Annotated in this window: 20 protein-coding genes and 8 tRNA genes; 6 read left to right on the top strand and 22 right to left on the bottom strand. The window is 64.1% G+C overall.

From position 1 onward, the window contains the following. Positions 1-120: 120 nt before the first annotated feature. The 3 genes from ACZ0BA_RS03485 to ACZ0BA_RS03475 are packed head-to-tail and all read right to left on the bottom strand — an operon-like array spanning position 121 to position 3,706. Positions 121-1,194 carry a c-type cytochrome gene (locus ACZ0BA_RS03485; protein WP_463449951.1) on the bottom strand — a complete coding sequence of 358 codons (1,074 nt, stop codon included), beginning with the start codon at positions 1,192-1,194 and terminating at the stop codon, positions 121-123. Beyond that, entirely contained in the window at positions 1,191-2,960 is a 1,770-nt protein-coding gene (locus ACZ0BA_RS03480; RefSeq protein WP_463449950.1) for a GMC family oxidoreductase, read from the bottom strand. The genes ACZ0BA_RS03485 and ACZ0BA_RS03480 overlap by 4 nt, the downstream gene beginning before the upstream one ends. Next, on the bottom strand, positions 2,960-3,706 hold the full coding sequence (locus ACZ0BA_RS03475) for a gluconate 2-dehydrogenase subunit 3 family protein (protein WP_463449949.1): 747 nt from the start codon (positions 3,704-3,706) through the stop codon (positions 2,960-2,962). Before ACZ0BA_RS03475 ends, ACZ0BA_RS03480 begins: the two co-directional genes overlap by 1 nt. 229 nt (positions 3,707-3,935) lie before the next feature. Here ACZ0BA_RS03475 and ACZ0BA_RS03470 point away from each other — a divergent pair, with 229 nt between their 5' ends. Further along, the gene (locus ACZ0BA_RS03470; RefSeq protein ID WP_463449948.1) at positions 3,936-4,685 is read left to right on the top strand and encodes a hypothetical protein; all 750 of its coding nucleotides are present in this window, start codon (positions 3,936-3,938) and stop codon (positions 4,683-4,685) included. A gap of 15 nt (positions 4,686-4,700) precedes the next feature. Here ACZ0BA_RS03470 and ACZ0BA_RS03465 read toward each other — a convergent pair whose 3' ends face one another. The 15 genes from ACZ0BA_RS03465 to apbC all read right to left on the bottom strand — a co-directional run bounded on the left by ACZ0BA_RS03465 (position 4,701) and on the right by apbC (position 13,499). Further along, positions 4,701-6,296: an amidase gene (locus tag ACZ0BA_RS03465; protein ID WP_463449947.1), complete on the bottom strand. Its 1,596-nt coding sequence runs from the start codon at positions 6,294-6,296 to the stop codon at positions 4,701-4,703. A gap of 244 nt (positions 6,297-6,540) precedes the next feature. Then, the gene (locus tag ACZ0BA_RS03460) at positions 6,541-7,116 is read right to left on the bottom strand and encodes an elongation factor P (protein ID WP_209715243.1); all 576 of its coding nucleotides are present in this window, start codon (positions 7,114-7,116) and stop codon (positions 6,541-6,543) included. Positions 7,117-7,246: 130 nt separating this feature from the next. Continuing rightward, entirely contained in the window at positions 7,247-8,398 is a 1,152-nt protein-coding gene (gene earP, locus ACZ0BA_RS03455) for an elongation factor P maturation arginine rhamnosyltransferase EarP (protein ID WP_463449946.1), read from the bottom strand. Between the two features lie 127 nt (positions 8,399-8,525). Continuing rightward, positions 8,526-8,601: transfer RNA gene (locus ACZ0BA_RS03450), tRNA-Glu, on the bottom strand. A gap of 65 nt (positions 8,602-8,666) precedes the next feature. Continuing rightward, positions 8,667-8,742, bottom strand: a tRNA-Glu gene (locus ACZ0BA_RS03445). A 174-nt stretch (positions 8,743-8,916) separates the two neighbouring features. Next, a tRNA-Glu gene (locus ACZ0BA_RS03440) sits at positions 8,917-8,992 on the bottom strand. A 22-nt stretch (positions 8,993-9,014) separates the two neighbouring features. Then, a tRNA-Ala gene (locus ACZ0BA_RS03435) sits at positions 9,015-9,090 on the bottom strand. 73 nt (positions 9,091-9,163) lie between these two features. Continuing rightward, a tRNA-Glu gene (locus ACZ0BA_RS03430) sits at positions 9,164-9,239 on the bottom strand. A gap of 44 nt (positions 9,240-9,283) precedes the next feature. After that, positions 9,284-9,359 (bottom strand) — tRNA-Ala (locus tag ACZ0BA_RS03425). 124 nt (positions 9,360-9,483) lie between these two features. Next, positions 9,484-9,559, bottom strand: a tRNA-Glu gene (locus ACZ0BA_RS03420). Positions 9,560-9,617: 58 nt separating this feature from the next. Further along, positions 9,618-9,693 (bottom strand) — tRNA-Ala (locus ACZ0BA_RS03415). Between the two features lie 83 nt (positions 9,694-9,776). Next, positions 9,777-11,183: a glutamate--tRNA ligase gene (gene gltX, locus ACZ0BA_RS03410; protein WP_463449945.1), complete on the bottom strand. Its 1,407-nt coding sequence runs from the start codon at positions 11,181-11,183 to the stop codon at positions 9,777-9,779. Between the two features lie 30 nt (positions 11,184-11,213). Next, positions 11,214-11,627 carry a VOC family protein gene (locus ACZ0BA_RS03405; RefSeq protein WP_463449944.1) on the bottom strand — a complete coding sequence of 138 codons (414 nt, stop codon included), beginning with the start codon at positions 11,625-11,627 and terminating at the stop codon, positions 11,214-11,216. A 149-nt stretch (positions 11,628-11,776) separates the two neighbouring features. Then, complete coding sequence (locus tag ACZ0BA_RS03400) at positions 11,777-12,394, bottom strand: TetR/AcrR family transcriptional regulator (RefSeq protein ID WP_463449943.1); 618 nt, start codon at positions 12,392-12,394, stop codon at positions 11,777-11,779. A gap of 16 nt (positions 12,395-12,410) precedes the next feature. Then, complete coding sequence (apbC, locus tag ACZ0BA_RS03395) at positions 12,411-13,499, bottom strand: iron-sulfur cluster carrier protein ApbC (protein WP_463449942.1); 1,089 nt, start codon at positions 13,497-13,499, stop codon at positions 12,411-12,413. 133 nt (positions 13,500-13,632) lie between these two features. Between apbC and metG the strand changes: the two genes are divergently transcribed. From metG to ACZ0BA_RS03370, 5 genes are all read left to right on the top strand, one after another. After that, positions 13,633-15,804, top strand: a complete 2,172-nt coding sequence (metG, locus tag ACZ0BA_RS03390; protein WP_463449941.1) for a methionine--tRNA ligase — start codon at positions 13,633-13,635, stop codon at positions 15,802-15,804. Positions 15,805-15,818: 14 nt separating this feature from the next. Then, entirely contained in the window at positions 15,819-16,298 is a 480-nt protein-coding gene (locus ACZ0BA_RS03385; protein WP_463449940.1) for a GNAT family N-acetyltransferase, read from the top strand. A 149-nt stretch (positions 16,299-16,447) separates the two neighbouring features. Beyond that, positions 16,448-16,921: a hypothetical protein gene (locus ACZ0BA_RS03380; RefSeq protein WP_463449939.1), complete on the top strand. Its 474-nt coding sequence runs from the start codon at positions 16,448-16,450 to the stop codon at positions 16,919-16,921. Positions 16,922-17,340: 419 nt separating this feature from the next. Beyond that, positions 17,341-19,077, top strand: a complete 1,737-nt coding sequence (locus tag ACZ0BA_RS03375) for an extracellular catalytic domain type 1 short-chain-length polyhydroxyalkanoate depolymerase (protein WP_463449938.1) — start codon at positions 17,341-17,343, stop codon at positions 19,075-19,077. Positions 19,078-19,222: 145 nt separating this feature from the next. Next, positions 19,223-19,582 carry a hypothetical protein gene (locus ACZ0BA_RS03370; protein ID WP_463449937.1) on the top strand — a complete coding sequence of 120 codons (360 nt, stop codon included), beginning with the start codon at positions 19,223-19,225 and terminating at the stop codon, positions 19,580-19,582. A gap of 53 nt (positions 19,583-19,635) precedes the next feature. Here ACZ0BA_RS03370 and ACZ0BA_RS03365 read toward each other — a convergent pair whose 3' ends face one another. From ACZ0BA_RS03365 to ACZ0BA_RS03350, 4 genes are all read right to left on the bottom strand, one after another. Continuing rightward, positions 19,636-20,700 (bottom strand): porin, encoded by a 1,065-nt coding sequence (locus ACZ0BA_RS03365; RefSeq protein WP_463449936.1) that lies wholly within the window; start codon positions 20,698-20,700, stop codon positions 19,636-19,638. 16 nt (positions 20,701-20,716) lie between these two features. Further along, a complete protein-coding gene (locus ACZ0BA_RS03360; protein ID WP_463449935.1) occupies positions 20,717-24,340 on the bottom strand; it encodes a hydantoinase B/oxoprolinase family protein in 3,624 nt (1,207 codons plus the stop codon). A 44-nt stretch (positions 24,341-24,384) separates the two neighbouring features. Further along, positions 24,385-25,662 (bottom strand): MFS transporter, encoded by a 1,278-nt coding sequence (locus ACZ0BA_RS03355; RefSeq protein ID WP_463449934.1) that lies wholly within the window; start codon positions 25,660-25,662, stop codon positions 24,385-24,387. 81 nt (positions 25,663-25,743) lie between these two features. Continuing rightward, positions 25,744-26,517, bottom strand: a complete 774-nt coding sequence (locus ACZ0BA_RS03350; protein WP_463449933.1) for a putative hydro-lyase — start codon at positions 26,515-26,517, stop codon at positions 25,744-25,746. Positions 26,518-26,604: the final 87 nt, after the last annotated feature.

Genomic DNA, 26,604 nt, shown 5'->3' with positions numbered 1-26,604 from the left:
TACAAGTGGTTCGAACGCGGCGGCAACCGGCGGCGCCGCCAGGAAAGTTGATCATACAACAAGCGGCGTCGCGCGGCTATCGACGGCGCCGCTTGCTGGTGCCGGCAAAGCTGGCCATGCTCAGCGACGCTGCGCCGGTGGCGGCGGGTTGCGGGCCGGCTGCTGCGACGATCCGTTCGACTGCCCACCCTGCTGCCCGGCCGGCTGCGTCTGGTTGCCTTGCGCGCCACCGCCGCCACCCTGGCCCTGGTTGCCGCCGGTTAGCGGGGCGCCCTGCTCGGTGCCCACGCCTTGCGGCGCGGTGGCGGTTGCGCGCGGCCCGGACGTGTCGGCACGCGCCGCCACGGCGGGCCGCGCGACGGATCCTGCGGCGACATTGGTCCGCAGCGCCGGCGCCTGCGCCTTCTGCGCCGCGTAGAAAGCGGCCAGAGCCGCGACATCCTGGTCACCCAGCCGCGCTGCGATGGTCGGCATTTGTCCGCTGGGATCGGTCTTGCGCGCCCCGCTCTTCCATTCGGCCATCGCCGCCGTCAAATAGGTGGCATGCTGGCCGGCCAGGTAGGGATAGGCCGGCGCCTCGCCCGCGCCGTTCGGGCCGTGGCAGTTGATGCACGCTTGCACCTGGAGCTTGTCGTCGCCCTGGTTTGCCAGCGCCAACGCGCGCTTTTGCCGCGCGGCGTCGGGCTTGGCGGCGCCGGCTCCCGGCTGGGCGCCAGCAGCCTTGGCCGGGTCGACACTGGCATACCACGCGCTGCTGTCGAGGCGCTGCTGCGCAGTCATCGCCTTGGCGATCGGCGACATCACCGGATTGTTGCGGCGGCCGTCGGCGAAGGCGCTCATCTGCCGTTCCAGATAAAACGACGGCTGGCCCGCCAGCCGGGGAAAACCGGCGGCAGCGTTGCCCTCGCCCTGCGCGCCATGGCAGCTGATGCACGCGGTGACGCCGTCGGCGCCCTTTTCGGCGAGCTGCCGCCCCCGCTCGGCCGAGGCCGGCTGCTGGGCTTGCTGCTGGGGCTGCGGCTGGCGTTGTTGTTGCGGTGCCGGCTGCGCAGCGGGTGCCTGAGCGGGTGCCTGAGCGGGCGACTGCCGCGCCAGCGCCGGCATCGCCAACAACGCCAGGAAGGCGACCAGCGCGGCCACCGCGCACGCGAACACCAGGCAGCGTCCGGCAAACAACCAATGCCGGGCGTTCATGCTTGCACCATGGGGCCGGGCGACTTCAGGTAGCGCTTGACGATGGCCTCCGCCGCCATATAAGCGAGCGCACCAACGGTGTCGGTCGGATTATAGGACGCGTTCTGCGGGAAGTTGGAGGCGCCGATGACGAATAGATTGGACACGTCCCAGCTCTGCAAATAGCGGTTGACCACGCTGGTGTTGCGGTCCGCGCCCATCACAGTGCCGCCGGTGTTGTGGGTGGTCTGGTATTGCGTGACCGTGTACGGCCCCTTGCGCCCGGCGCCGTTGACCTGCCGCGCGCCCATCCCGCGGCCGATCTCGACCGCCTTGCCGGTGACGTAGGCCGACATGCGCAAATCGTTGGCCGGGAAATCGAACGTCATGCGCAGCAGCGGCAGGCCCCAGGCATCCTTGTAGGTGGGGTCGAGGTCGAGGTAGTTGGCGCGGTGCGCCATCGAGCTGCCGTGGACGTTGAGCACCGACGTATGGTTGTAGTGGCGCACCACGGCGCTTTTCCACTTGCCGCCCCACGACGGCGTGCCCGGCGGCGTCGGATGGAACTCGATCGGACGGCCGTTGGTCATCACCTCGCCGACATAGGCGCCGCCGATGAACTTGTGCGGTCCATGGTCGAAGTTGTCGCCGACGAAATCGGCGATCACGGTGCCGCAGGCGCCCGAGCGCATGAAGGGATTGATGTTGGTCTTTTCGTCGAAAAACACTTGCACCGAGCTCATGGTTTGGTAGGCGTAGTTGCGCCCGACCGTGCCCTGGCCGCTGCGGGGATCGTACGGCGTGCCGATCCCCGACAACAACAGCATGCGCACGTTGTTGAGGGCGAACGAGCCCAACACGACGAGCTTGGCCGGCTGCTCGAATTCGCGTCCGGCCGCGTCGACGTAGGTGACGCCGGTGGCGTGGCGTTTGTCCTTGCTCAGATTGATCCGCAGCACCTGTGCCTGCGTGCGCAAGGTGAAGTTGGGGTCCTTGAGCAGCACCGGCAGCAGGATCGTCTGCGGCGATGATTTGGCGTAGTGCTCGCAGGCGTAGCGTTCGCAGTAGCCGCAGAACATGCAGGTGCTTAGCTGCATGCCCTCCGGATTGGTATAAGGCTGGCTGAGGTTGGACGACGGTTGGGGAAACGGATGGTAACCCTGCTGTGCGGCCGCCTTGCGGAACAGCGCCGAGCCGTACGGCTCCTTCATTGGCGGGGTCGGATAGCCGCGCCGGCGCGGATCCTCAAACGGATTGCCGCCAGCGATCTTTTTACCGCCGATGTTGCCCGCCAGGCCACTGACGCCAAGCAGGTACTCGAAGCGGTCGTAATGCGGTTCCATGTCGGCCGCCGTCACGCCCCAGTCCTGTATCGTCAGCTCGGGATCGGCAAAGCGCGCGCCATAGCGCTCGGTGGTCCGGGTGCGCATGCGAAAGTCGCTGTCCTGAAAACGGTAAGTCTGGCCGTTCCAGTGCACCGCCGCGCCGCCAAGACCCGTGCCGGGAAGGAAGCTTTCCCACCGGCGCACAGGCAGCGCCACCTGGTCGGCGCGGTTGCGGAACGTCACCGCCTCTTTGGTGTTGTCCTGCATGAGTCCCTTGCGCACCGAGTAGCGCAGCTCGTCATGCATCTGCGGTCCCTGGAAATCGGGCACCGTGAATTGAGGCCGCCCCCGTTCCAGTCCCACCACTTTGAGTCCGGCGCGCGTCAGCTCGCGTCCCAGCATGGTGCCCACCAGCCCGACGCCGATCAGCACCGCGTCCACCTCCGCCAGTTTGGTCGCCATCACGCCCCCCGCTTGCCGGAGTGCTGCGTGGATACGGGATGCAGGTGGATGACACCGGCGCCGTTATCGCCCATGCTGATCGGCGCGCGCGTATAGGCCACGCCGTGCTGGTCGACCAGGTCGTAGAAGCTGGCGTAGGCGCCGGGAAAGCCGATCATCTTCCAGGACGCCATGTCCTTGTTGCCGCCGTAGACTGGGTCGCTGAAGTAGCCCTCGATGGTGAGCGCCAGCAGCGATTCGAAAAACACATGGGCCGGCACGCCGTGCAGATCCTGTTTGCCGTTTTGCAGCGATTCGAGATATGCATCCTGGCGCGGACCGGGCAGCGCTTCGAAGGCGCCCTCCTTGCGGCCTTGCAGTTCTTCGCGCGCGCCGCGCAGCGCGTTGCGGAACAGCTCTGCCGGCGTGAACGGCAACTGATAGCCCTGGCTGGCCTCGCCCGGCTGCCATGGACCGCTACGGTACAAGCGTTCGCCGGCGCCCCACGCGCCGGCCAGTTGCCGGTCGATGTACACCGGCACGCCGGAAGCGCGCGCGCCGGGGCCGTTGTCGTCCTCGGGAATCAGACGCTCGGTGGCGGCTTCGATCCAGCGCATCTCGTCAGGGTTGAAAAACAGCGCCGCGCCGGCGTGGGTGGCAGGCGTTGGCGCCGGCGCCGCATGCGCGACCAGCGCCGGCGCCTGGGTCAGCGCGGCGGTGGCGCCACCGGCTAGTTTGAAAAATCCTCGTCTGGAAATTTTTGTCATCGGTACTCCTGCTGAGTGTCTGAGGGGACCGAGTCAGCTTAATGTGGCGCGGCCGCGTCGTTAAATTGTATGAGTCGGAGAAGCCGGTTCCGATTGAAACCGCGACAACGCCCGCAAAAAAGAAGCCGAGTGTGGCCGCCCGCGCCACAGGTTTTCCGGCGATCATTTAAAAACATGCACGCTGAAAAGATGGATAATGCGGGACGATGAAAACAGGAAAGGAAGAGCGATGCACAAGCTGATAGCGGAGCTGCGGCGTCTGTATTTAACCAACGACAGGCGCTACCCTGACGCCGACCTCGAGCGCCATCTGCGCGGCGAGCTGGGCATGGCGGTCGACCTGGCCGACGACGAGGGCATGGCGCGCGCGATGGTGATCAACTTCGTCAAGCGACCCGGCGACGAACACTGGAGTCAACTCTGTGCCACCGCTAACGCGCTGCAAACCGAACTCGGGTTGCCGGCACCGGCGGTGAGCGTATCGGGCGGCGACAGCTATGGCTTGTGGCTGTCGCTGGAAAAGCCGGTGCCGGCGGCCCGCCTGCAACAGCTGAAAGCCTTGCTGCACCAGGCTTACTTCGCCGAACAGCCGCTCGAGCTCGACAACGCTGCGGTCGAATTGCCGCCGTGCATACACCAACCCGGCGGCCTGTGGGCGGCCTTCATCAATCCGGGCATGGGGGCCTCGTTCGCGGACGAGCTGGGGCTGGAGATGGCGCCGCCCCTGACGGCGCAAGTGGCATTTCTGGAGGGACTGCGCGGCATCACCGGCGCCGAGCTGGAACATGCGCTGGCGGTGCTGCAAAAGCCGCGCGATGAGGGCAAGGCCTCAACGCCAGCGCCGGCGCCGACGCCGGCAGCCATCGTCAACCCGCGTGGCGACGGCGATGGTCCGCTACTGAAAGATGCTTCGATCGAACAAATCGTCCGGCACCTGCAAGAGCGCCATATCGAACCGACCTTGCGGTTCCTCAAGTAACGCCGCCGCGCGGTCCTACCGCACCGCCAACGACACGCTGGGCGGAAATTGCGGCGCGCGCCGGTGCAAGGTGGCTTGCTCGTACGAGTAGGCCATACGGATCAGCGCGGCGTCGCTGTAGGCCGCGCCGACAAACGACAGTCCCACCGGCAAGCCATGCACATATCCCGCCGGCACGGTGATGTGCGGGTAGCCCGCCACCGCCGCCGGCGACGAGAAGCTGCCGGTGAAATGGTCGCCGTTGATGAAGTCGGTCAGCCACGCCGGGCCGCCGGTCGGCGCCACCAGCGCGTCGAGCTGGTGCTCACGCATCACGCGGTCGATGCCTTCGGCGCGCGCGTAGCGGTGGTTGTTGGCCAGCGCCTCGCGGTAGGCCGGCGTGTCCAGTCCGCCCTTTTGCTGCGCGCGTTCCAGCTGCTCCTGGCCGAAGTAAGGCAACTCCTGCTGACGGTGCTGCTGATTAAAAGCGATGACGTCCGCCATGTTGGCCACCGACGCGTTGGGCGCGTACTCTTTCAGATACGCGGCCAGATCGGCCTTGAATTCGTACAGCAACACTTCGGTCTCGGTATCGCCATATTTGTTCACGTTCGGCACTTCCGTGTCGATCAGCACCGCGCCCTGCGCGCGCAGTTCGGCCAGCGCCTTTTCGATGACCGCGTCGAGGTCGGCGTTGTCGCCGAAAAAATTGCGCGCCACGCCGATGCGCGCGCCTTTCAGCCCGCCTGTCCGCAGCGCCTCCGTGTAGTCGCCGCCCTTGCCCGCGCCTTCCTTGGTGATCGGGTCCTTCGGATCGACGCCGCTCATGGCCGCCAGCATCAGCGCGGCGTCGGCGACGCTGCGCGCCATCGGCCCGGCCGTGTCCTGCGAATGGGCGATCGGAATGATGCCGCTGCGGCTGACCAGCCCCAGGGTGGGCTTGATGCCCACCAGGCCGCAGATCGACGCCGGCGAAACGATCGAACCATCCGTCTCCGTGCCCACCGCCAACGTGGCCAGGCCGGCGGCGATGGCCGCGCCGGATCCGGAGCTCGAACCGCTGCAATTGCGGTCGAGCGAATACGGATTCAACGTCAAACCGCCGCGCGCGCTCCAGCCGCTGACCGAATGCGTCGAGCGCATGTTGGCCCACTCGCTCAAGTTGGTCTTGCCGATGATCACGGCGCCGGCCGCGCGCAATTGCGCGGCGACATGCGCGTCGCGCGCGGCCCGCACGTTCGACAGCGCCAGCGAGCCGGCGGTGGTGCTCATGCGGTCGCCGGTGGCGATATTGTCTTTCAACAGGATGGGGATGCCGTGCAGCGGTCCGCGCACGCGCTTGAGATGCCGCTCGCGGTCCATCTCGAGCGCGATCTTGAGCGCCTCGGGATTGATTTCGATGATGGCGTTGATGCGCGGGCCGGCCTTGTCGATGGTGCGGATGCGCGCCAGGTATTGCGATGTCAGCGCGTGCGAGGTCAGCTTGCCGGCCTCCATCATCTGCTGCTGCTCGCGGACGCCGGCGTCAAGGATGCCGCCGGCATGCTTTGCCGCCGCCGGTGCGGCCTGGGCCCGGGTGGCCCCGGCGGCGCCCGCCGCGACGCCGATTCGAACGAACTGCCTGCGATCCATACCGTCCTCGTGAGTGGTAACCCTGACAATCCCGCGATCATCAATACGCAAAATTTGTTGCGTCGCATTAATATATCAGCGTGTTAGCACCTACACCAAAAAAATTACTTCTATTTCAGCAATTAATTGCAATCGGCACACTTTTAGGCGTAAAAAAAGCACGCCAGCGGTTGCGGGCGTGCTTTTTGCGACACAATCGCCGATGTTCGGCGATGATCGGCGCAGTGTTTGCGCTGGATTACGATTAGTTGCGAACGATACGCTTGTATTCGTTGGTACGGGTGTCGATCTCGATGACGTCGTCCTGGCTCACGAACAGTGGCACCTGAACGGTGTGACGCTTCGATTCGATGGCGTTTTCGATCTTGGCTTCTTTCAGGACGTTGCCCGACGTGTTGCCCTTCACCGCTGGCTCCGAGTACACAATCTGGCGTGCGATGGTGGTTGGCAGTTCAACCGAGATCGCCTTGCCGTCGTAGAACACGGCTTCGCATTCCATACCGTCTTTCAGGTAGTTCAGTGCGTCGCCCAGGTTCTCTTCTTCGATTTCGTACTGTTCGTAGTCCGCGTCCATGAAGACGTACAGCGGATCGGCGAAGTACGAGTAAGTTACCGGCTTTTTGTCCAGTACGACCACGTCGAACTTGTCGTCGCCGCGGAAGACGTTTTCCAGCGGGCTGTTGGTCAGAAGATTCTTCATCTTCCATTTGTACGTGAAGCCCGTGCGGCTCGAACCGTTGACATCGGAACGCAGCACGATGAATGGTTTGCCTTCGACCATGATGATATTGCCAACACGAATTTCTTTTGCAGGTTTCATAGGGAGTGTACGTAAAAAGTAGGTTGCGTAAAAATCATCTGTCGCCGGGCCAAAAGCCGTCAGCTCACGGTTGATCCAGTAAAAATGTGCGAGATTAACCCGGCATTATACCCGGCTTTTCCCGCGAAGCCTATCTCAAGCTGGCGGCAAACCGCATCAGGTTGGCGGCCAGATCGCCGTTTGCCAACATCTGTTGCCGCCATTCTTCCGCGCGCGCGGCCATTTGCGGCATCTCATCGTGGAAGGCCGGCCATAGCGCGGCGCCATCGCCCTGCCCGCCCGGCACCGGGGCGCCGTTCCAGTCCAATGAAAACTGTTCCAGCGCGGGCAGCGCCACGGCGTAACGCTGCAGGAAGGCGCGCAGTTTCTTGTGGTGCAGATTTTCATCCTGCGGATAGATGTGCCATACGAACGGCTTGCCGGCCCACTGCGCGCGTACGAACGAGTCCTCGCCGCGCACGAAGTTCAGTTCGCACGCCCACAGCAGTTTGTCGTAGTCGGGCTGGGGCACGAACGGCAGCACGCGCACCGTCAAGGCGCCCTGTGTGGCCGCCGCGCCCGCCGTGGGCGCCGTGCCGAGGAACGCTTGCATCGTCCCGGCGGCGACGCCTTCCGGCACCAGGCAGACGATGGCTTCGTCGCCGTCCCGCCAGGCGTCGAACAGTGGCGCCAGCGGCGCGTGCGGATAGCAGAACAGCGACACTTTGGTCGCGGCCAGTTCGTGCTCCATCACACCCAGTCCACGCAGGAACGCGGCCATCGCCGCCGGGTCCGACTGAAACGCCAGCCGTTCGGGTTCCAGTGCGGCCTCGCGCAGCAGGCCGCCGGTTTTGTCGGTGAAGCCCGGGAAGAAGAAATGCTTGGTCAGCGGCAGGCGCGGATGCGGCGACGTCAGCCGGTGGCAGCCCTCGACCCACTCCTCCGCCGTCAAGCCCTCCAGATTGAACCAGACCGGACGCGGCGTGCACGCGGCCATCGCGGTGATGTAGCCGGGCGGGATGTCGCAGGCAAAGAACTCGATGACGATGTCGGCCACATCGGCGGGACCGTAGACGCCGTCCTGGTCGCGCCAGTGCTGCACGGTGACGCCGTCGATTAGTTGTGTATCGGCGCCGGTCGCCACTTGCGGACAGAGGCGCTGGAAGCTGACCAGGTCGTCCACCCACAGCCGGACGTCGAGCGCGTGTTCGCGCAGCAGCTGGCGGGCCAGGCGCCAGCAAATGCCGATGTCGCCGTAATTGTCGACGACACGACAAAAGAGATCGAGGCTGCGCAAGGTCATGTTTCGGGGCGTTTTAAAAATGAGGCTGGATGATAACTGATTAACGTGCGGCCGGAACCGGGAATGCCGAAACTTCCCTGCGCAATGCAAAAAGCCGCACAAGGCGGCTTTTTGCATACTGCTTATCTGGCGTCCCCAGGGGGATTCGAACCCCCGTACTCACCGTGAAAGGGTGATGTCCTAGGCCTCTAGACGATGGGGACAGAAATCTGTCCGTGCTGCTGACCTATACTGCGCCGGCGTGACTGCTGCGCGGCTGGAAAAATCCTGGCGTCCCCAGGGGGATTCGAACCCCCGTACTCACCGTGAAAGGGTGATGTCCTAGGCCTCTAGACGATGGGGACTTTTCCAAGGCGCGAATCATAGCAGTCAAATTCACCCAGCGCAATAGCAAACCCTTGCTTTGGCACGAGATTCCCGCAAGATTGGCAGCCCGGCAACGGCGTCACGCGAAAGCAAAAGCGGCCGTGCAAATACAAAAAAGCCGCACAAGGCGGCTTCATCATCGAATCAAATACTGGCGTCCCCAGGGGGATTCGAACCCCCGTACTCACCGTGAAAGGGTGATGTCCTAGGCCTCTAGACGATGGGGACATGTCGGTGCTCTCTGCGCTAATGGTGGAGGTAAGCGGGATCGAACCGCTGACCTCTTGCATGCCATGCAAGCGCTCTCCCAGCTGAGCTATACCCCCCGGGCGCAGAAAGTCTTCTGTCGTACTACGGTGCTGCAACTACCTCTTCTACTACTCGCCGGCTTGGCAAAGCTGGCGTCCCCAGGGGGATTCGAACCCCCGTACTCACCGTGAAAGGGTGATGTCCTAGGCCTCTAGACGATGGGGACCTTGGCACTACGGTTACTACGTCATCGCTATCATTCCCGCGCAGTGGTGGAGGTAAGCGGGATCGAACCGCTGACCTCTTGCATGCCATGCAAGCGCTCTCCCAGCTGAGCTATACCCCCCGGGCGCAGAAATAATAAAAGCCGCTTGCGCGACTTTTGTTTTCACTACTTGTATCTATCCAGCATGAAGCCAAACATCAAACAAATCAGTACAAACAACGTCAACTACAACTACTTTACAACTTGGCGTCCCCAGGGGGATTCGAACCCCCGTACTCACCGTGAAAGGGTGATGTCCTAGGCCTCTAGACGATGGGGACCGCGAACAACCAAACTGCCACTACGCTCTGCGCATTTTCAACAACCACCAACGTTTCTTGGTGGAGGTAAGCGGGATCGAACCGCTGACCTCTTGCATGCCATGCAAGCGCTCTCCCAGCTGAGCTATACCCCCGTTGGCGCAGAAACAAGAGTATAGCAAAGAAGCCGCACTATGCAAATACCCTTTTGCAACTTTGCTCGGGTTTTAATCCAAACTCAGAGAAATTTCGCCAGGCGCGCAACAATCGACTCGCGGCCGAAGATTTGCAACACCGCGTCGATGGCCGGCGTCTGCAGTTGACCGGTGACGATCAAGCGCAGCGGCATGGCGATCTGCGGCATCTTCAGGCCGTTTGCGGCCAGCACTTCCTTGATCATCGCGGCCAGCGCTTCCTTGCTCCACTCCACCGTTTTGCAGCGGTCGGCAAACTGCGCCAGCGCCGGCTTGACGGCGTCGGTCAGGTGCTGGGCCAGCAGCGCCGCGTCCGGCTGTGGCGTGCGGTAGAACAGCATGGCCGCGTCGGCCAGTTCGTTGACGGTGTTGGTGCGCTCCTTCATCAGCGCCAGCACGGCCGGCAGGTCGGGCGCGCCATCGAACTCGGCGCCGGCCGCCAGCATGCGCGGCTTGGCCAGTTCGGCCAGACGTTGGTTGTCGGCCTGCTTGATATAGTGGTTATTCAGCCAGTTGAGCTTTTCGATATTGAACTGCGCGGCCGAATTCGACAGGTGCGAGCCGTCGAACCATTCGATCACCTGCTCCATCGAGAATACTTCGTCATCACCGTGGCTCCAGCCCAGGCGCGCCAGATAATTCAGGATCGCTTCCGGCAGATAGCCTTGCGCCGGATAGTCCATGACGTTGACGGCGTCCTTGCGCTTGGACATCTTCTGGCCGTCGGCGCCCAGGATCATCGGCAAGTGGCCGTACAGCGGCAACGGCGCGCCGATCGCGCGCAGGATGTTGATCTGGCGTGGCGTGTTGTTGACGTGGTCGTCTCCGCGCAACACGTGGCTGATCTGCATGTCCCAGTCGTCGACGGCGACGCAGAAGTTATAGGTCGGCGTGCCGTCCGGACGGGCGATGACCAGATCGTCCAGTTCCTTGTTGCCGATGGTGATCGTACCCTTGACGAAATCGTCCCAGGTCACTTCGCCGTCGAGCGGATTCTTGAAGCGCACCACGGGCTTGCGGCCTTCCGGAATCGCCGGCAGCGTCTTGCCCGGCTCCGGACGCCAGGTGCCGTCGTAGCGCGGCTTTTCGCCGGCCGCGCGCATGCGCTCGCGCATCGCCTCGACTTCTTCCGGCGACGAATAGCAGTGATAGGCGCTGCCGCTGCTCAGCATTTGCGCCACCACTTCGCGGTAGCGATCCATGCGCTGCATCTGGTAGAACGGGCCTTCGTCGTGGTTCAGGCCCAGCCACTCCATGCCTTCGATGATGGCTTGCACCGCTTCCGGCGTGGAACGCTCCAGGTCGGTGTCTTCGATGCGCAGTACGAAGGTGCCGCCGAAGTGACGGGCGAAAGCCCACGAGTACAGCGCCGTGCGGGCGCCGCCGAGGTGGAGGAAGCCGGTCGGGCTGGGAGCGAAACGTGTACGGACTGGCGTAGCGGAGGTAGTCATCGAAGTATCAAAGCCGGGATGTAAAAGACGCTATTTTACAGTGTCGGCAAGGGCTTGGTGCGCGAAGCCGGCCTGGTAGCGCGCCTCGGCGTCGGCCCGGGTATTCATCTCGAACAGCAGGCCGCCGGGCGCCTCGCAAAAGAAGCGCGAGCCGCGCGCGTGTCGGAACAGATCGGTTTTCATCGCTACGCCCTGTTGCAGAAAGCGTGCATGAAGCGCCCGCAGCGCGTCTACCGACGGCAGCTCGAAGCCAAGGTGGAAGTTCTCCGGCCAGACCACGTCCCCAGGCCGGCCGGTGGCGTCCTCGATGACGAGATCGAATCCGCCACGCTTGAGCACCGTGCTGGTGCCGAAGGCTTCAGCCGAGCAGCCCAGTTGCTCGACAAAAAAGCCCACAGTGGCGGCAACGTCGGTCGATGGGAAGCTGATATGGTTGAAAATCATGATGTTTCTCCTGTTGTGAAAGCAACAGAATAAGGCCCGGACCGGGCGCCATCAACTCGCTTTGGCGCACCGCCAGTGCAGCCAAAAACACCCAAGGAATCAAACGTTTGCGCGGATTTTTCGGATATTGCACCGGGCCTGCTCGCATTTCAACCCGGCGCCGCCGCCAGATAACCAAACGCGGCCGCGCCGATGCGCTGCGCGAGATGGATCGCATCGCGCTCGCCGCGCTCGCCGGCTGCGTCAATCATGCCGCGCATGAGCGCCAGCAAGTCGTCCGCCGCCAAGCGCCGAAGCGCTGGGTCTTGAAACCGCGCCGGGGCGTCGGGCTTACACAGGATTTCCGCCAACAGGTCGTGGAACCGGTACTTGCCGCTAAGCGCGGCACGGATCTCCGGACGCCCCTCCTGCTGGTCCAGCAGCAGCGCGAGGTTGGGCCGGGAAAATTGCTGGCGCACGGCAACGTCGATGAAGGCGTTCAACGCGGCGTGAAAGCCGGTCAGCGCCACCGTTGCGGCGGCGGCATCGTGGAACAAGCGGTCTTCGCGCAGCAGCAGCGCCAGGGTCAGCGCATCCTTGCCCGGAAAATATTGATACAGCGTGCCGACGCTAGCGCCGGCGCGGCGGGCCACGGCGTTGGTATTGTAGCCGTCTAGCCCGTCAGCCTCCAGCACCTGGGCCGCCGCTTCCAGCAGCGCCTCCACCGTATGGGTGGCACGTTGCTGGCGCGGCGTTTTGCGCGGACGTAACGGTGACGACGCTGCCATCCCCGTCAAGCCCGGCTTAATCGTTCTTGATGACGATGCTCGGGAACTTGCTGGTCATGTCCTTGGCCTTCTCCGACACCTGCACCGCGATCTTGCGGGCGATGTCCTTATAGATGGCGGCGACCTGGCCGTCGGGATCGGCCACCACCGTCGGCTTGCCGGAATCGGCCTGCTCGCGGATCGCCATCGTCAACGGCAGCGCGCCGAGGAACTCGACATTGAAGTCCTTGCACATCTTGGCGCCGCCGCCGGCGCCGAAGATTTCCTCCGCGTGGCCGCAGTTCGAGCAAATGTGCGTGCTCATGTTCTCAACGATGCCCAGGATCGGAATGCCGACCTTCTCGAACATCTTCAGGCCCTTGCGCGCGTCCAGCAGCGCGATGTCCTGCGGCGTGGTGACGATGACGGCGCCGGTGACGGGCACCTTCTGCGACAACGTCAGCTGGATGTCGCCGGTGCCAGGCGGCATGTCGACAATCAGATAATCGAGGTCGCGCCAGTTGGTCTGCTCCAGCAACTGCTGCAGCGCCTGCGTGACCATCGGGCCGCGCCACACCATCGGCTCGTCCGGATCGATCAGGAAGCCGATCGACGACACTTGCACGCCGTGGTTTTCCAGCGGCTCCATCGATTTGCCGTCCTTGGTTTCCGGACGGCCCGACACGCCCAGCATCATCGGCTGCGACGGACCGTAGATGTCGGCGTCGAGCAGGCCGACGGAGGCGCCCTCGGCGGCCAGCGCCAGCGCCAGGTTGACGGCGGTGGTCGACTTGCCGACCCCGCCCTTGCCCGAGGCGACGGCAATGATGTTCTTCACGTTCGGCATGAGCTTCAAGCCGCGCTGCACCGTGTGCGGGATGACCTTGGTCGACACGCCGACGCTGATGTTGCCCGCGCCCGGCACCGTCTTCAGGCCGGCGATGACGCTGGCGCGGATGGCGTCGATCTGGCTCTTGGCCGGATAGCCGAGTTCGATGTCGAGCGAAATATCACCGTTGTCGACCTTCAAATTCTTGACGGTCTTGCCGCTGACGTAGTCTTTCGTTGTGTTTGGATCAATGATTTTAGACAGCGCTGCCTTGACGTCTTCTACTGTGATGCTCATGTGACTCTCCGTGAAATGTGCTGCCATTTTAGCGCATCGCGCCATAATTACCGGCCGCGCCCCATTGCCGGAGTGACCGCATGCCTCATCCACTGTTAAAATGCTGCTTTTCCACCCACAAAGTGCATCAACCATGACTCGCAAGCTGTTCGTCACCACTGCCCTGCCCTACGCAAACGCCGCTTTCCATATTGGCCACATGATGGAGTACATCCAGGCCGACATCTGGGTCCGGTTCCAGCGAATGCAGCGCGACGAGGTCGATGGCCAATATGCGCCGCGCACGGTGCACTTTGTCGGCGCCGACGACACCCACGGCACGCCGATCATGATCGCCGCCGAAAAGGAAGGCATCACGCCGCAGGAGTTCGTCGCCAAGATCGCCGCCGGCCGCGCCCAGTACCTCGACGGCTTCCACATCGCCTTCGACAACTGGTACTCGACCGACTCGCCGGAAAACGTCGAGTTGTCGCAGGGCATCTACCGCAAGCTGCGCGACGCCGGCCTGATCCAGACCAAGATCGTGCCGCGCTTCTACGACCCGGTCAAAGGCATGTTCCTGGCCGACCGCAACATCAAGGGCGAGTGCCCGGTGTGCCACGCCAAGGACCAGTACGGCGACAACTGCGAAGTGTGCGGCGCGGCCTACCAGCCGACCGAACTGATCAATCCGTTCTCGGTGTTCACCAACGCCACGCCGATTTTGAAGGATTCCGAGCAGTATTTCTTCAAACTGTCCGATCCGCGCTGCTACGAGTTCCTCAAGGAATGGCTGAACACGCCCGGCCGCTTGCAGCCGGAAATGGTCAACAAGGTCAGCGAATGGCTCGGCGAGTCCGGCGAGAAGCTGGCCGACTGGGACATCTCGCGCGACGCGCCGTACTTCGGCATCCCGATTCCGGACGCGCCGGGCAAGTTCTTCTACGTCTGGCTGGACGCGCCGGTCGGCTATCTGGCGAGCCTGAAAAACTATTGCGAAAAGCAAGGCATCGACTTCAACGCGCTGCTGAATGACCCGGCCACCGAACAGATCCACTTCATCGGCAAGGACATCGTCTCCTTCCACCTGCTGTTCTGGCCGGCGATGCTGAAGTTCGCCGGCCATCCGGTGATCGACAAGCTCAAAGTCAACGTGCACGGCCACCTGACCGTCAACAACGAAAAAATGTCCAAGTCGCGCGGCACCGGCATCTCGCCGCTGCGCTACCTGAACCTGGGCATGAACCCGGAATGGCTGCGTTACTACATCGCCTTCAAGCTCAACTCGAAGGTGGAAGACCTGGACTTCACCGGCGAGGACTTCGTCGCCCGCGTCAATAGCGATCTGATCGGTAAGTACGTCAACATCGCCAGCCGCTGCGCCGGCTTCATCGCCAAGAAGTTCGACGGCAAGCTGGCCGGTTCGCTGTCCGAGGGCGCGCAGGGCTGGATCAAGCGCGCGCTGGTGACGGCCGAGGGCGTCGAACGCCAGGCCAGCATCGCCGCCAATTTCGAGGCGCGCGAGTTCGGCAAGGCGCTGCGCGAAATCATGGAAATCGCCGACATCACCAACCAGTACGTCGACGAGAACAAGCCGTGGATTTTGGCCAAGGACGAAGCGAAAATTGCTGAGTTGCACGACGTCTGCACCGCAGCGCTGATCCTGTTCCGCCAGCTGACCATTCTGCTGTCGCCGGTGCTGCCGGGCGTGGCCGCCAACGTCGCCAAGTTCCTCAACGACGAGCAACTGGTATGGGCCGATACCGATGTCGCCAGCGGCGCCGTCTCGCAGGCCGTGCTGGGCCGTACCATCGGCGCCTACAGCCACCTGATGACACGCGTGGACGCCAAGATGATCGAAGAATTGTTCGACGCGCCGGCGCCTGCCCCAGCCGCCCCGGCCGCCGCCACGACTGCCACCACCGCAACGACCGCCGCCAGCGCGGCCGCCGCGCCGGCCGCCACCGGTATCGAAGATTTGGCGCCGGAGATCAAGATCGACGACTTCGTCAAAATCGATTTGCGCATCGCCAAGATCGTCAACTGCGAACACGTCGACGGCTCCGACAAGCTGCTGCGCCTGACCCTGGACGTCGGCGAAGGCCGCCACCGCAACGTCTTCTCCGGCATCAAGTCGATGTACAAGCCGGAAGAACTGGTCGGCAAACTGACCGTGCTGGTGGCCAACCTGGCGCCGCGCAAGATGAAGTTCGGCGTGTCCGAGGGCATGGTACTGGCGGCCTCGGCAGCCGACGAGAAGGCCAATCCGGGCATCTACATTTTGAATCCGTGGCCGGGCGCCGAGCCGGGCATGCGCATTCGCTAAAGGACCGTCCAGGCATGAACATCGTCGTGCGTGAAGCAACCGAAGAAGATGCCAGACTGATTGCCGAGCTCACGCGCGCCGCGTGGGCCGGCAAGGTCAGCGTCACCTCCAGCGGGCACCGCGAAACCGCCGTCGTCGTTGCAGACCATCTGCGCGACGGCGGCGGTTTTGTTTTATTGGTCGACGACGAACCGGTCGGCTCGGTGCGCTGGCTGCCGCTCGACGCCGATGCCGACGTCTGGGAAATCTGCCGCAAGGGCGTACTGCCGCGTTACCGGGGCAGCAACCTGTCGCAGCACCTGCTGGAGGCGGTGATCCACCACGGCTTGTCCTGCGGAATCGAAGAGGTGCGCCTGGCCGTGCGGGCCGACCAGCCCAAGCTGATCGACTTTTACGCGGCCTACGAATTCGAACTGGCCGAAGAGCTCGAATACTCGCACGCCAATCCGATGGAGACGCCGCCGCTGGTGATGCGCCGCTCGCTGCGCCATTGATACATCGCTGCTCAACTGCTGAGTATTAAGGCATTTACTTGCAGATCGGCTTCCGCCAATCCGACCTCGCCACGGGCACCTATCCTACCCGTGGTCATGGCTGCGTATGGAAAAATGGCCACTCCTAATAACTTAATTGAGGAGCAAACATGAAAACCAAAATTGCAGCATTGACCATTGCAGTCCTGATGAGCGCGGCAGCTGTCGCACAAACCGGCGGCACCAGCGGCGGTGGTAGCGGCAGCGGACAAAGCGGTTCCACGGGCCAAAGCGGCTCCACCAGCGGCCAAACCGGTAGCGGCGGCAGCAGCTCCGGCACCGGCGGCCAATCGGGCACCGGCAGCAGCTCGGCCGGCAGCCAGTCGACCGGCAGCGGCGGCATGACCGGCGGGTCGGGCGGCTCGTCGACCACGGGTTCGGGTACGACCGGTGGCTCGTCGAGCACCGACCAGTACGGCAGCGGCAGCGCCACCGGCACCGGCACCGGTGCGGGCTCCAGCGGCAGCAGCGCCACCGGCACCAGCGGCAGCGGCAGCCAGGACGGCACTTCGTCGTCCAGCCGCAGCAAGCAGTCCAAAAACAAGAACAAGTCCGACCGTAGCGACAGCTCGAGCAGCCGCTAAGGCTGGCAGTTAAGCCGTCCGCCCTCTGTCGTGAAGCCCGCCCCGATGGCGGGCTTCTCTTTATCATCCCGCACTTCCCCTCCCCTCGCACGCCAGCCAGCTTTTGAAGCCGGCCCCGCTCCTCCTCCCGTCCCTCCGTTTCCTTGCTACTAACAACACCGCGCTGCGTCGTACCGGCACGCAAAAAAAATGTGCGCAAAACTATTTTATGACGGAACCAAGTTCGTTTGATCTAGGTCAAAGAGTGGTAGCAGCAAGCGATAACGGACTCGCCGCTCAAAAAATCGCTCACAGAAGCGAATCGCGCACACAACAGTAGAACTACTGGGGTGCTTGTAAGCATATTTTTTTGAACTAATATTTCCTCACCGCTTTACCTGGCGGTCGAAAATATACCTAGATAACGGAGACAACGAATCATGGCTATCAACATCAAACACTTGGTGTCGCGCGCGCTCGCCGCGACCGTCATGCTGGCGTCCGCCTGCATGGCGCACGCCGCTACGGCAGGGCCCGGTACTTGGAGCACGCAACAGAGCTGGGCGGCCGATACCGTCAATGGCGGCAATCTGACCGGCTACTTCTACTGGCCCGCCGCGGAACCGACGCTGGCCGGCAAGCGGGCGCTGGTTCTGGTGCTACATGGCTGCCAGCAAACCGCCACCAACGACGTCATCAACAGCAGCAGCGACGGCGGCTACAACTGGAAGGCCGTTGCCGAGAAATACGGCGCTGTCGTCATCGCGCCCAACGCGCCCGGCAACGTTTATTCGAATCATTGCTGGGACTACGCCAGCACCAACCACAACCGCAGCAGCGGCCACGACGCCGTCCTGCTCGACGTCGTCAACCGCTTCGTCGCCGATCCGAAATACGCGATCGATCCCAACCAGGTGTACGTGACCGGCCTGTCCTCGGGCGGTGGCGAAACCATGGCACTGGGCTGCCTGGCGCCGGACGTGTTCGCCGGTATCGGCATCAACGCCGGCCCGACACCCGGCACCACGACCTTGCAAATCGGCGCCGTGCCGTCGGGCTATACCGCCACCACGGCCGCCAACAAATGCAAGGCGATGGCCGGTAGCGCCGCCAGCAAGTTCTCCACGCAAATTGCGGGCACCATCTGGGGCACGCTCGACTACACCGTGGGGCAAGCGTACGGCCCGCTGGGCGCGGCGGCGATGCGCCAGGTCTACGGCGGCACGTTCACGGCAGGCGCGGCCGAGACGGTACCGGGCGGCGGCACCAATATCCCTTACCGCGACAGCAACGGCAAGCTGCGCACGCACGAAATTACGGTCGCCGGCATGGGCCACTCGTGGCCGGCAGGTAGCGGTGGACAGAACATGAACTACGTCGACAGCAGCAAGGTCAACTACCCGGAATTCGTCATGGATTTCTGGTACAAGAATAATCTGCGCGTGTCGGCCGTCGCCGGCCCCACCGTGACCGCTTGCTCGGCCAACGTGATCAGCGCCACCAGCGCCACCATCGCCGGCGCCGCCACCAGCCCTGGCAGCGTGACGAACTACACCGTGGCGTTGAACGGGCCGACCCCGGTCAACGACAAGGCGGCCGGCAGCGGTCCGAACTTCAGCAAGACGTATAACCTGAGCAACGGCTACTACAGCGGCACCGTCACCGCCACCGACAACCTCGGCCAGACGTCGGCCGCCTGCTCGGTTGCGCAGTTCCTGGTTGGCAGCGCCCCAAGCCTGCCGGCGCCGGCAGGTCTGACCGCCGGCAGCGCCAGCGCCACCGCCGTACCGCTGAGCTGGAAGGCCGTCAACGGCGCCACCGGTTACAACGTCTACCGCAACGGCGTCAAGGTGACCGCCACGCCGGTGACCACGCTGACGTACACCGCTTCCGGCCTGACCGCCGGCACGACGTACAGCTTTGCCGTGTCGGCCGCCGGCCCGGATGGCGAGAGCGCGATCTCGGCGCCGGTCAGCGTCACCACGACCTCCGGTTTCGCCTGCACCACGGTTACGGCCAACAACTACGCGCATGTGCAAGCCGGTCGCGCCCACCATGTCGCCGGCTACGCGCTGGCCAACGGCTCGGACCAGGTGTTGGGTCTGTACAGCCTGTTCTTCACGCGCACGTTGGCACAAACGTCCGCGGGCTACTACATCGTCGGTAGCTGCCCATAAGCAATCACTTGCCGTCTCGCAGCAGCATGCGGGACGGCATTTTCAGCGCGTCGATTCCCACCATGACGCGAGAAGTCGTCCTACGCACGAGCTCAGCTTAACGTGGAAAAATGGGTCTCCATTCATCGAACAACGAGGAGTCACCATGAACACCAAATTGACCGCAATGATCGCCGCCATGTGCATGAGCGCAAGTGTGTTCGCACAGACCCAGGCAACGGGCCAGTCCACGACGGCAGCCGGCACCAGCAACACCGGTACCCCAACCGCAGGCCAAAGCACCAACAACAGCGGCGAGCAAAATGCCAGCGCCATGCAGAACAATACCAACACGCAGAACACCACGACCCCGCGCAATGCACAGCGCAAGACCGACAAGTCGATGCAACAGTCGAAAGTGAACGCCGACTGCGCCCAGGGTCACACCGACGGCCACGCGACCGCGCCGACCCATAGCGGCACCTCGACCGCCGAAGGCTGCGACACCAAAACCATCAAACGCTGATGTGTGACAGCGCGCGGGATGGCCGGCCCGCCCGGCCATCCCCGCAGCTGTTCTTAAAACACGTGACGGATACCGAGGTTGACGCCCCGGTTGCCCGTTCCGCCTTCGATCGCACTGCCCACCGTGTAGCCGGCGCCGTTCTTGTTACGGATGTACGCATACACGCCGTACAAATCAGTGCGCTTGGATAGATAGTAGCGATAGCCGCCTGCGAACTGCTGCGCGTCCTGATTGAAGCGCGTCTTGTCGTTTTTGCGGATGTACGATCCAAGCCATACTCCACTCCCCTGCGGTACCGTCAATCCCAGCAGCAGCACGTCGCTGTCGGTGCTGGGCGTCGGCGCCACCGCGTAGCCGAACGGATTGGCCAGGTTGCGCGGCAGCGCGCTGTTCATCCCCTTGTCGATGCCATACGCGCCGTGCAGCTTCATAAAGCCCGCGTCGTACAACGCCGTCAGCACGGTGTTGTTGGCGGCGCTGGTATTCTTCAGCGTGGCCGTATCGTTGTCGCGATGATGCGTTGCCAGGCGCAAGGTCAAGGCGCCCAGATTGTAGATCAGCGATCCGCCCAACTGGCGGCCGGCCGCGCTGTCGCCGGACACTTCGCCCGCGCCGTACACCAGCTCCACGCTAACACCACCGAACACCGGCGAGACGTACTTGATCGCGTTGTCCATGCGACTGGCGCTGTTGCCGGTCGACGCCATCAGGTTTTTGGTATCGCCGGCCGTGCCGGAACCGAAGGGATCGACCGTCGCCACGGCCAGGTACTGCGGCGTGTACTGGCGGCCCAGCGTGATCGTGCCGGACCGGGTCTGCAGCCCGACATACGCCTGGCGACCGAACAGCAATCCGCCCTGCCCCAGCGCGCCGGTATCCGACTGGAAGCCATTCTCCAGCAGGAAGACGGCCGACATGCCGCCGCCAAGATCCTCGATGCCCTTGAAGCCGAGCCGCGATCCCGCCTCCACGCCGCTGGTCAATTTGGTGGTGGTCGCGGTGCCGCCGCTTTCGCGCACCAGCGCCATATCGACGATACCGTACACCGTCACATTCGATTGGGCGACAGCCGTCGCCGCCGATGCACCGAGCATCAGCGCAAGCATGGTCTTTTTCATGTTTTATCCTTGATGGTTATTGTTGTGGACCGAAGCCGCCGCCACCCGGCGTCTCAATGGCGAAGACATCGCCCGGCTGCATGTCCGTGGTGTGCGTGGCGCCGAATTCCTCCACCGAGCCATCGCCGCGCTCGACCCAGTTGCGACCCAGCGCGCCCGGCTGCGCGCCTTCAAGCCCGAACGGCGCGACGCGGCGGTGGCCGGCCAGGATGTTGGCGGTCATCGCCTCGAGGAAGCGGATGCGGCGCAGCGCGCCGTCGCCGCCGTGGTGCGCGCCCGCGCCGCCGCTGCCGCGCCGTATGGAGTGCGTCTCGACCAGCACCGGGAAGCGCCATTCCAGCACCTCCGGATCGGTCATGCGCGAGTTGGTCATGTGCGTCTGCACCGCCGCCGTGCCATGGAAGCCGGGACCGGCGCCGGAGCCGCCGGCAATGGTCTCGTAGTACTGGTGCTCGTCGTTCCCGAAGGTGAAGTTGTTCATCGTGCCCTGCGAGGCCGACATCACACCAAGCGCGCCATACAGCGCGTCTGTGACGGTCTGCGACACTTCCACGTTACCGGCCACCACGGCCGCCGGATAGCGCGGATTGAGCATCGAGCCTTCCGGGATGATCAGCTTGAGGGGCTTGAGCACACCTTCGTTCATCGGAATGTCGCTGTCGATCAGGGTGCGGAACACGTACAGCACCGCCGCCTTGCAGACCGACAGCGGCGCGTTGAAGTTGGTCGGCCGCTGCGCGCTGGTGCCGGTGAAGTCGACGATGGCGCCGCCGCTGAAATGGTCGATGGTCAGCTTGACCTTGACCACCGCGCCGTCGTCCATCTCGTAGGCGAAGCTGGCGTCGCGCAGGCCGATGATGGCCTTGCGCACCGCCGCCTCGGCGTTGTCCTGCACGTGGCCCATGTAGGCCAGCACCACGTCCTCGCCGTAGGTCGCCACGGCCTTCAGCAGTTCGTTGGCGCCGGTCTCGCAGGCGCCCAGTTGGGCGATCAGATCGGAGATGTTCTGGTCGATGTTACGGCTAGGCCAAGGTCCGGCGGCGAACAGGCCGCGCACCAGCGGCTCGAGGAACACGCCCTTGTCGACGATCTTGACGTTGTCCAGCAAAACGCCCTCCTCCTCGATGGTGGTGCTGTTGGGCGGCATCGAGCCGGGCGTGATGCCGCCGACGTCGCCGTGGTGGCCGCGCGCGGCCACGTAGAACAGCGGCGCGCCCCAGCCGGTTTCACCGTACACCGGGCAGACCACGGTGATATCCGGCAGGTGCGTGCCGCCGTTGTACGGCACGTTGAGCACATAGGCGTCGCCCGGTGCCATGGTCTTGGCGTGCTGGCGGATCACGCACAACACGCTGTCGCTCATCGAACCCAGATGGACCGGAATGTGCGGCGCGTTGGCGATCAGGTTGCCGTCGCGGTCGAAGATCGCGCACGAGAAGTCCAGCCGCTCCTTCATGTTGACCGAATAGGCCGTGTTCTCCAGGGTGGTGCCCATCTGGCGCGCGATGGCCATGAACAGGTTGTTGAAGATCTCCAGGTGGATCGGATGGGCGGCCGTGGTGACCTTGTGGGCGCTGCCGGCGGCGGCGCCGCGCTCGAGCAGCAAGGTGCGGTCGGGCAGCACGCTGGCGCTCCAGCCGGCATCGACCACGGTGGTGGCGATCTCCTCGCGGATCAGCGCCGGACCGGCGACGCGGCTGCCGACCGCCAGCTCGGCGCGCACATGCAACGCGATCGGCACGGTCTGGCCGTCGACATAGCTGTAGACGCGGCCGGAACCGGTGTCGGCGCCGCCGCTTGCCGGCACCTCGATGACAAAGTCCGCGCCGTCGCCGGCGCCGATGGCCTCGGCCGACACCGATTCGATCACCAGCGGCTGGCCCTCCATGACGAAGCCGAAGCGGCTCCGGTACAGCACCGCGAACGCCTCCGCCATCTCCTCGACGCCGGCCAGCGCGATGACAAAGGCCGAATCGCTGTCCTGGTACTTGAGGCGCGCGCACAGCTCGACGCGGATATCGTCCTCCGCCACCTGCTGCACCAGCAAATCGGCGTGGGCCTGGCGCGCCAGATCGGCCAGTTGCGGTTGCAGCGCCTCCAGCGTCGCCGCGTTCAGCGGCTGTTCGACCGCGCCTTCGCGCATGGCCCGGATATCGGCGAGCCCCATACCGAAGGCCGACAGCACGCCGGCGAACGGATGGATGGCGATCTTGGTCATGCCCAGCACATCTGCCACGCGGCACGCATGCTGGCCGCCGGCGCCGCCGAAGCAGCACATGGCGTAGCGGCTGACGTCATAGCCGCGCTCCACCGAAATCGACTTGATGGCCTGCGCCATATTGTCGACGGCCACGGCCAGGAAACCATCGGCGACCGCCGACGGCGACAGGCGTGTACCGGTTTCGCGCTCGATCCTCGCGGCCAGCTCGCCAAAGGCGCGCACCACCACGTCGCGGTCCAGCGGCAGGTCGCCGTTGGGCCCGAAGACATGCGGGAAGTGTTCCGGCTGGATGCGGCCCAGCATGACGTTGCAGTCGGTGACGGTGAGCGGTCCGCCCTTGCGGTAGCTGGCCGGCCCCGGATTGGCGCCGGCCGATTCGGGCCCCACCTTGAAGCGGCCGTTCTCGAAGCTGCAGATCGAGCCGCCGCCCGCCGCCACGGTATGGATGTGCATCATCGGCGCGCGCACCCGCACGCCCGCCACCACGGTCTCGAACACACGTTCGTAGGCGCCGTCGTAGTGGGCGACGTCGGTCGAGGTGCCGCCCATGTCGAAGCCGATCACCTGTTTCAGGCCGATCGCCTCGCAGCTCTTGACCGCGCCGACGATGCCACCGGCGGGGCCGGATAGGATCGCGTCCTTGCCTTGGAAGCGGCCGGCGTCGGTCAGGCCGCCGTTCGACTGCATGAACATGATGCGGGTGTCGCCAGTGTCGGCAGACACGCGGGAGACGTAGTCGCGCAGCACCGGCGACAGGTAGGCGTCGACCACCGTGGTGTCGCCACGGCCGACGATCTTCATCAGGGGGCTGACCTGGTGGCTGACCGAGATCTGCGTGAAGCCCGCCTCCTCCGCCAGGGCGCGCAGCCTCAGCTCGTGCTGCGGGAAGCGGTAAGCGTGCATCAACACGATGGCGATGGCCGCGATGCCCTTCTCGCGCAGCGCCGCGAACTGGCGGCGCAGCAGGTCCTCATCGGGTGCTTGCAACACGTCGCCGCGGGCGCCGATCCGCTCATCGATCTCGATTACTTCCTCGTAGATCAGGTCCGGCAGCTCGATGTGCATGGCGAAGATATCGGGACGGTCCTGGTAGCCGATGCGCAGCTGGTCGGCGAAGCCGCGTGTGATCGCCAGCGCGGTGCGCGCGCCCTTGCGCTCCAACAGCGCGTTGGTGGCGACGGTGGTGCCCATCTTGATCACTTCAATCTGGTCCGACGGCAGCGCATCGCCGGTTTTCAGTCCCAGCATGTCGCGCATGCCCTGGGTGACAGCGTCGTCGTAGCGCTCAGGGTACTCCGACAGCAGCTTGTGCGTCACCAGCTTGCCGTCCGGACGACGGGCGACGATGTCGGTGAACGTGCCGCCGCGGTCGACCCAGAATTGCCACAGCATGGATTGGGTAGGAATGTCGTTTTTCATGTTGATGCCCTTTGATCTTTTGTACGGTGAAATCGGGATGCGACTCAGGACTCGAGTTTTTTGCCGGCGGTTTCGGGCAGGGTCAGCGCGGCCAGGATCATCACGCCGTATGCGGTGCCGGCGAAGACGCCGATCGCCTCGCCCAGCGCCATCGAGTTGCTGCTCAAGCCGATCATCAGCGGGAACAGCGAGCCGATGGCGCGTCCCATGTTGTAGCTGAAGCCCTGGCCCGAGCCGCGCATCGAGGTCGGGAACAACTCGGTCAGGAAAGCGCCCATGCCGCTGAACACACCGGAGACGCAGAAGCCGAGCGGGAAGCCGAGGAACAGCATCACGTTGTCGGTGACCGGCAGCCGGGTATAGGCCAGGGCGATGCACATCGAGCCGGTGGCGAACAGGATGAAGTTCTTCTTGCGGCCCAGGTAGTCGGTCAGGAAGGCGCTGACGATGTAACCCACATACGAACCGACGATCACCATCGCCAGGTAGCCGCCGGTGCCGAGCACCGTCAGATGGCGCTCGGTCTTGAGGAAGGTCGGCAGCCAGGTGGTGATGGCGTAGTAGCCGCCCTGGGCGCCGGTGGTCAGCAGCACGGCGCGCACCGTCACGCTGAGCATCTTCGGCGCGAAGATGGCGGTGAACTGAACGCGGCCCTCGCTGCTGGCGCGCACCTTGTTTTGCTCGGCGATGAAAACCTCAGGTTCATCGACGAAGCGGCGGATGAAGATCACGAACAGCGCGGGCAGTATCCCCAGCAGGAACAGCGAACGCCAGGCCCATTCAGGTGGCAGCAGCGAGAACATCAGCGCGTACAGCAACGCCGACATGCCCCAGCCGAGCGCCCATCCCGCCTGCACCATGCCGACCGCCTTGCCGCGGTCCTTGGCGCGTATCACCTCGCCGATCAGAATCGCGCCGGCGGTCCACTCGCCACCCATGCCAAAGCCCATCAGGCCGCGCGCCCACAACAGCTGCTGGAAGTTCTGCGCAAAGCCGCACAACACGGTGAAGAAGGCGAACCACAAAATCGTGATCTGCAGCGTTTTTACGCGGCCGATGCGGTCCGACATGATGCCGGCGATCCAGCCCCCAAGCGCGGAGGTCAGCAAGGTGACAGTGCCGATCAAGCCCGCGTCGCCCTTCGACAAACCCCAGGTGGCGATCAGCGTCGGAATCACGAAACTGAGGAACTGCGTGTCCATCGCGTCCAGCGCGTAACCGATCTTGCAGCTCCAGAAGGTGCGGCGCTCCTTGCCCGTCAACGCGTGGAACCAGGCGAAATATCCTTCCGGCTGGCTGGTGCTGGCTACTTTGGTGTTCATCGTGCTCTCCTTTTTTTAGATGCAGCGGTCCCCCGGGCGCCTGTGCGGGCCCGTTGCGAGGACGTTGCCATGTTGTTTAAATCAGAATGCGGCTAGCGAGGCGTTGCGTATGTCCGTCACCAACATGTAGCCCGGCTGGTGGGTGATCACCAGCGGCAGCCGCGCGTGGCGGATGGCCTCCTGCGGCGTGACGCCGCACGGCCAGAAAACTGGAATCTCGTCCGGCATGACCTCGACCGCGTCGCCGTAGTCGGGCTGACCGAGGTTGGCGATGCCGATCAGCGCCGGGTCGCCCAGATGCACCGGGGCGCCGTGGACGGCCGGGAAGCGGCTGGTGATCTGGATCGCGCGGATGGCGTCGGCCGCCTTCATCGGCCGCATCGACACCACCATCTCGCCGCCGAACGGCCCGGCGGCCTGGTTGGGTATATTGGTGCGGTACATGGCGACGTTGCGGCGCTGCGCGATGTGGCGCAGCGGGATGCCGGCGTCCATCAGCATGCCCTCGAACGAGAACGAACAGCCGATCGCGAACACCACCAGGTCGTCGCGCCAGACGTCGTGCAGCGCCGCCGTTTGCGCCGACAGCACGCCGTCCCGGTAGACGTTGTAGCCCGGCGTGTCGCTGCGCAGGTCCATGTCGGCGCCCAGGCTGGCGACGTTCCATTGACCCGGTTCGCCGACCGCCAGCAACGGACAGGCGCGCGGGTTGCGCTGGCAGAAAAGCAGGAAGGCGTCGGCATGCGCCTGCGGCAGGATCACCAGGTTGGCCTGGGCGTAGTCGCCGCAATAGCCCGCGGTGGGCAAGCGGAATTCGCCGCTGCGGACTTTGTGTCGGAGTTCAAGGGGAGTCATGGTCGTTTCGCTCACTAGTCGTATAAAAACTGCATGAGTTCAGAATAAACTTGAATATCCCTTCATGCTATCTAGTTATTTTTGCTG

It is taken from the genome of Duganella sp. AC917 (assembly GCF_979258245.1).
The sequence above is the reverse complement of the archived record's forward strand: the minus strand, read 5'-3'. Positions and strand labels throughout refer to the sequence as shown.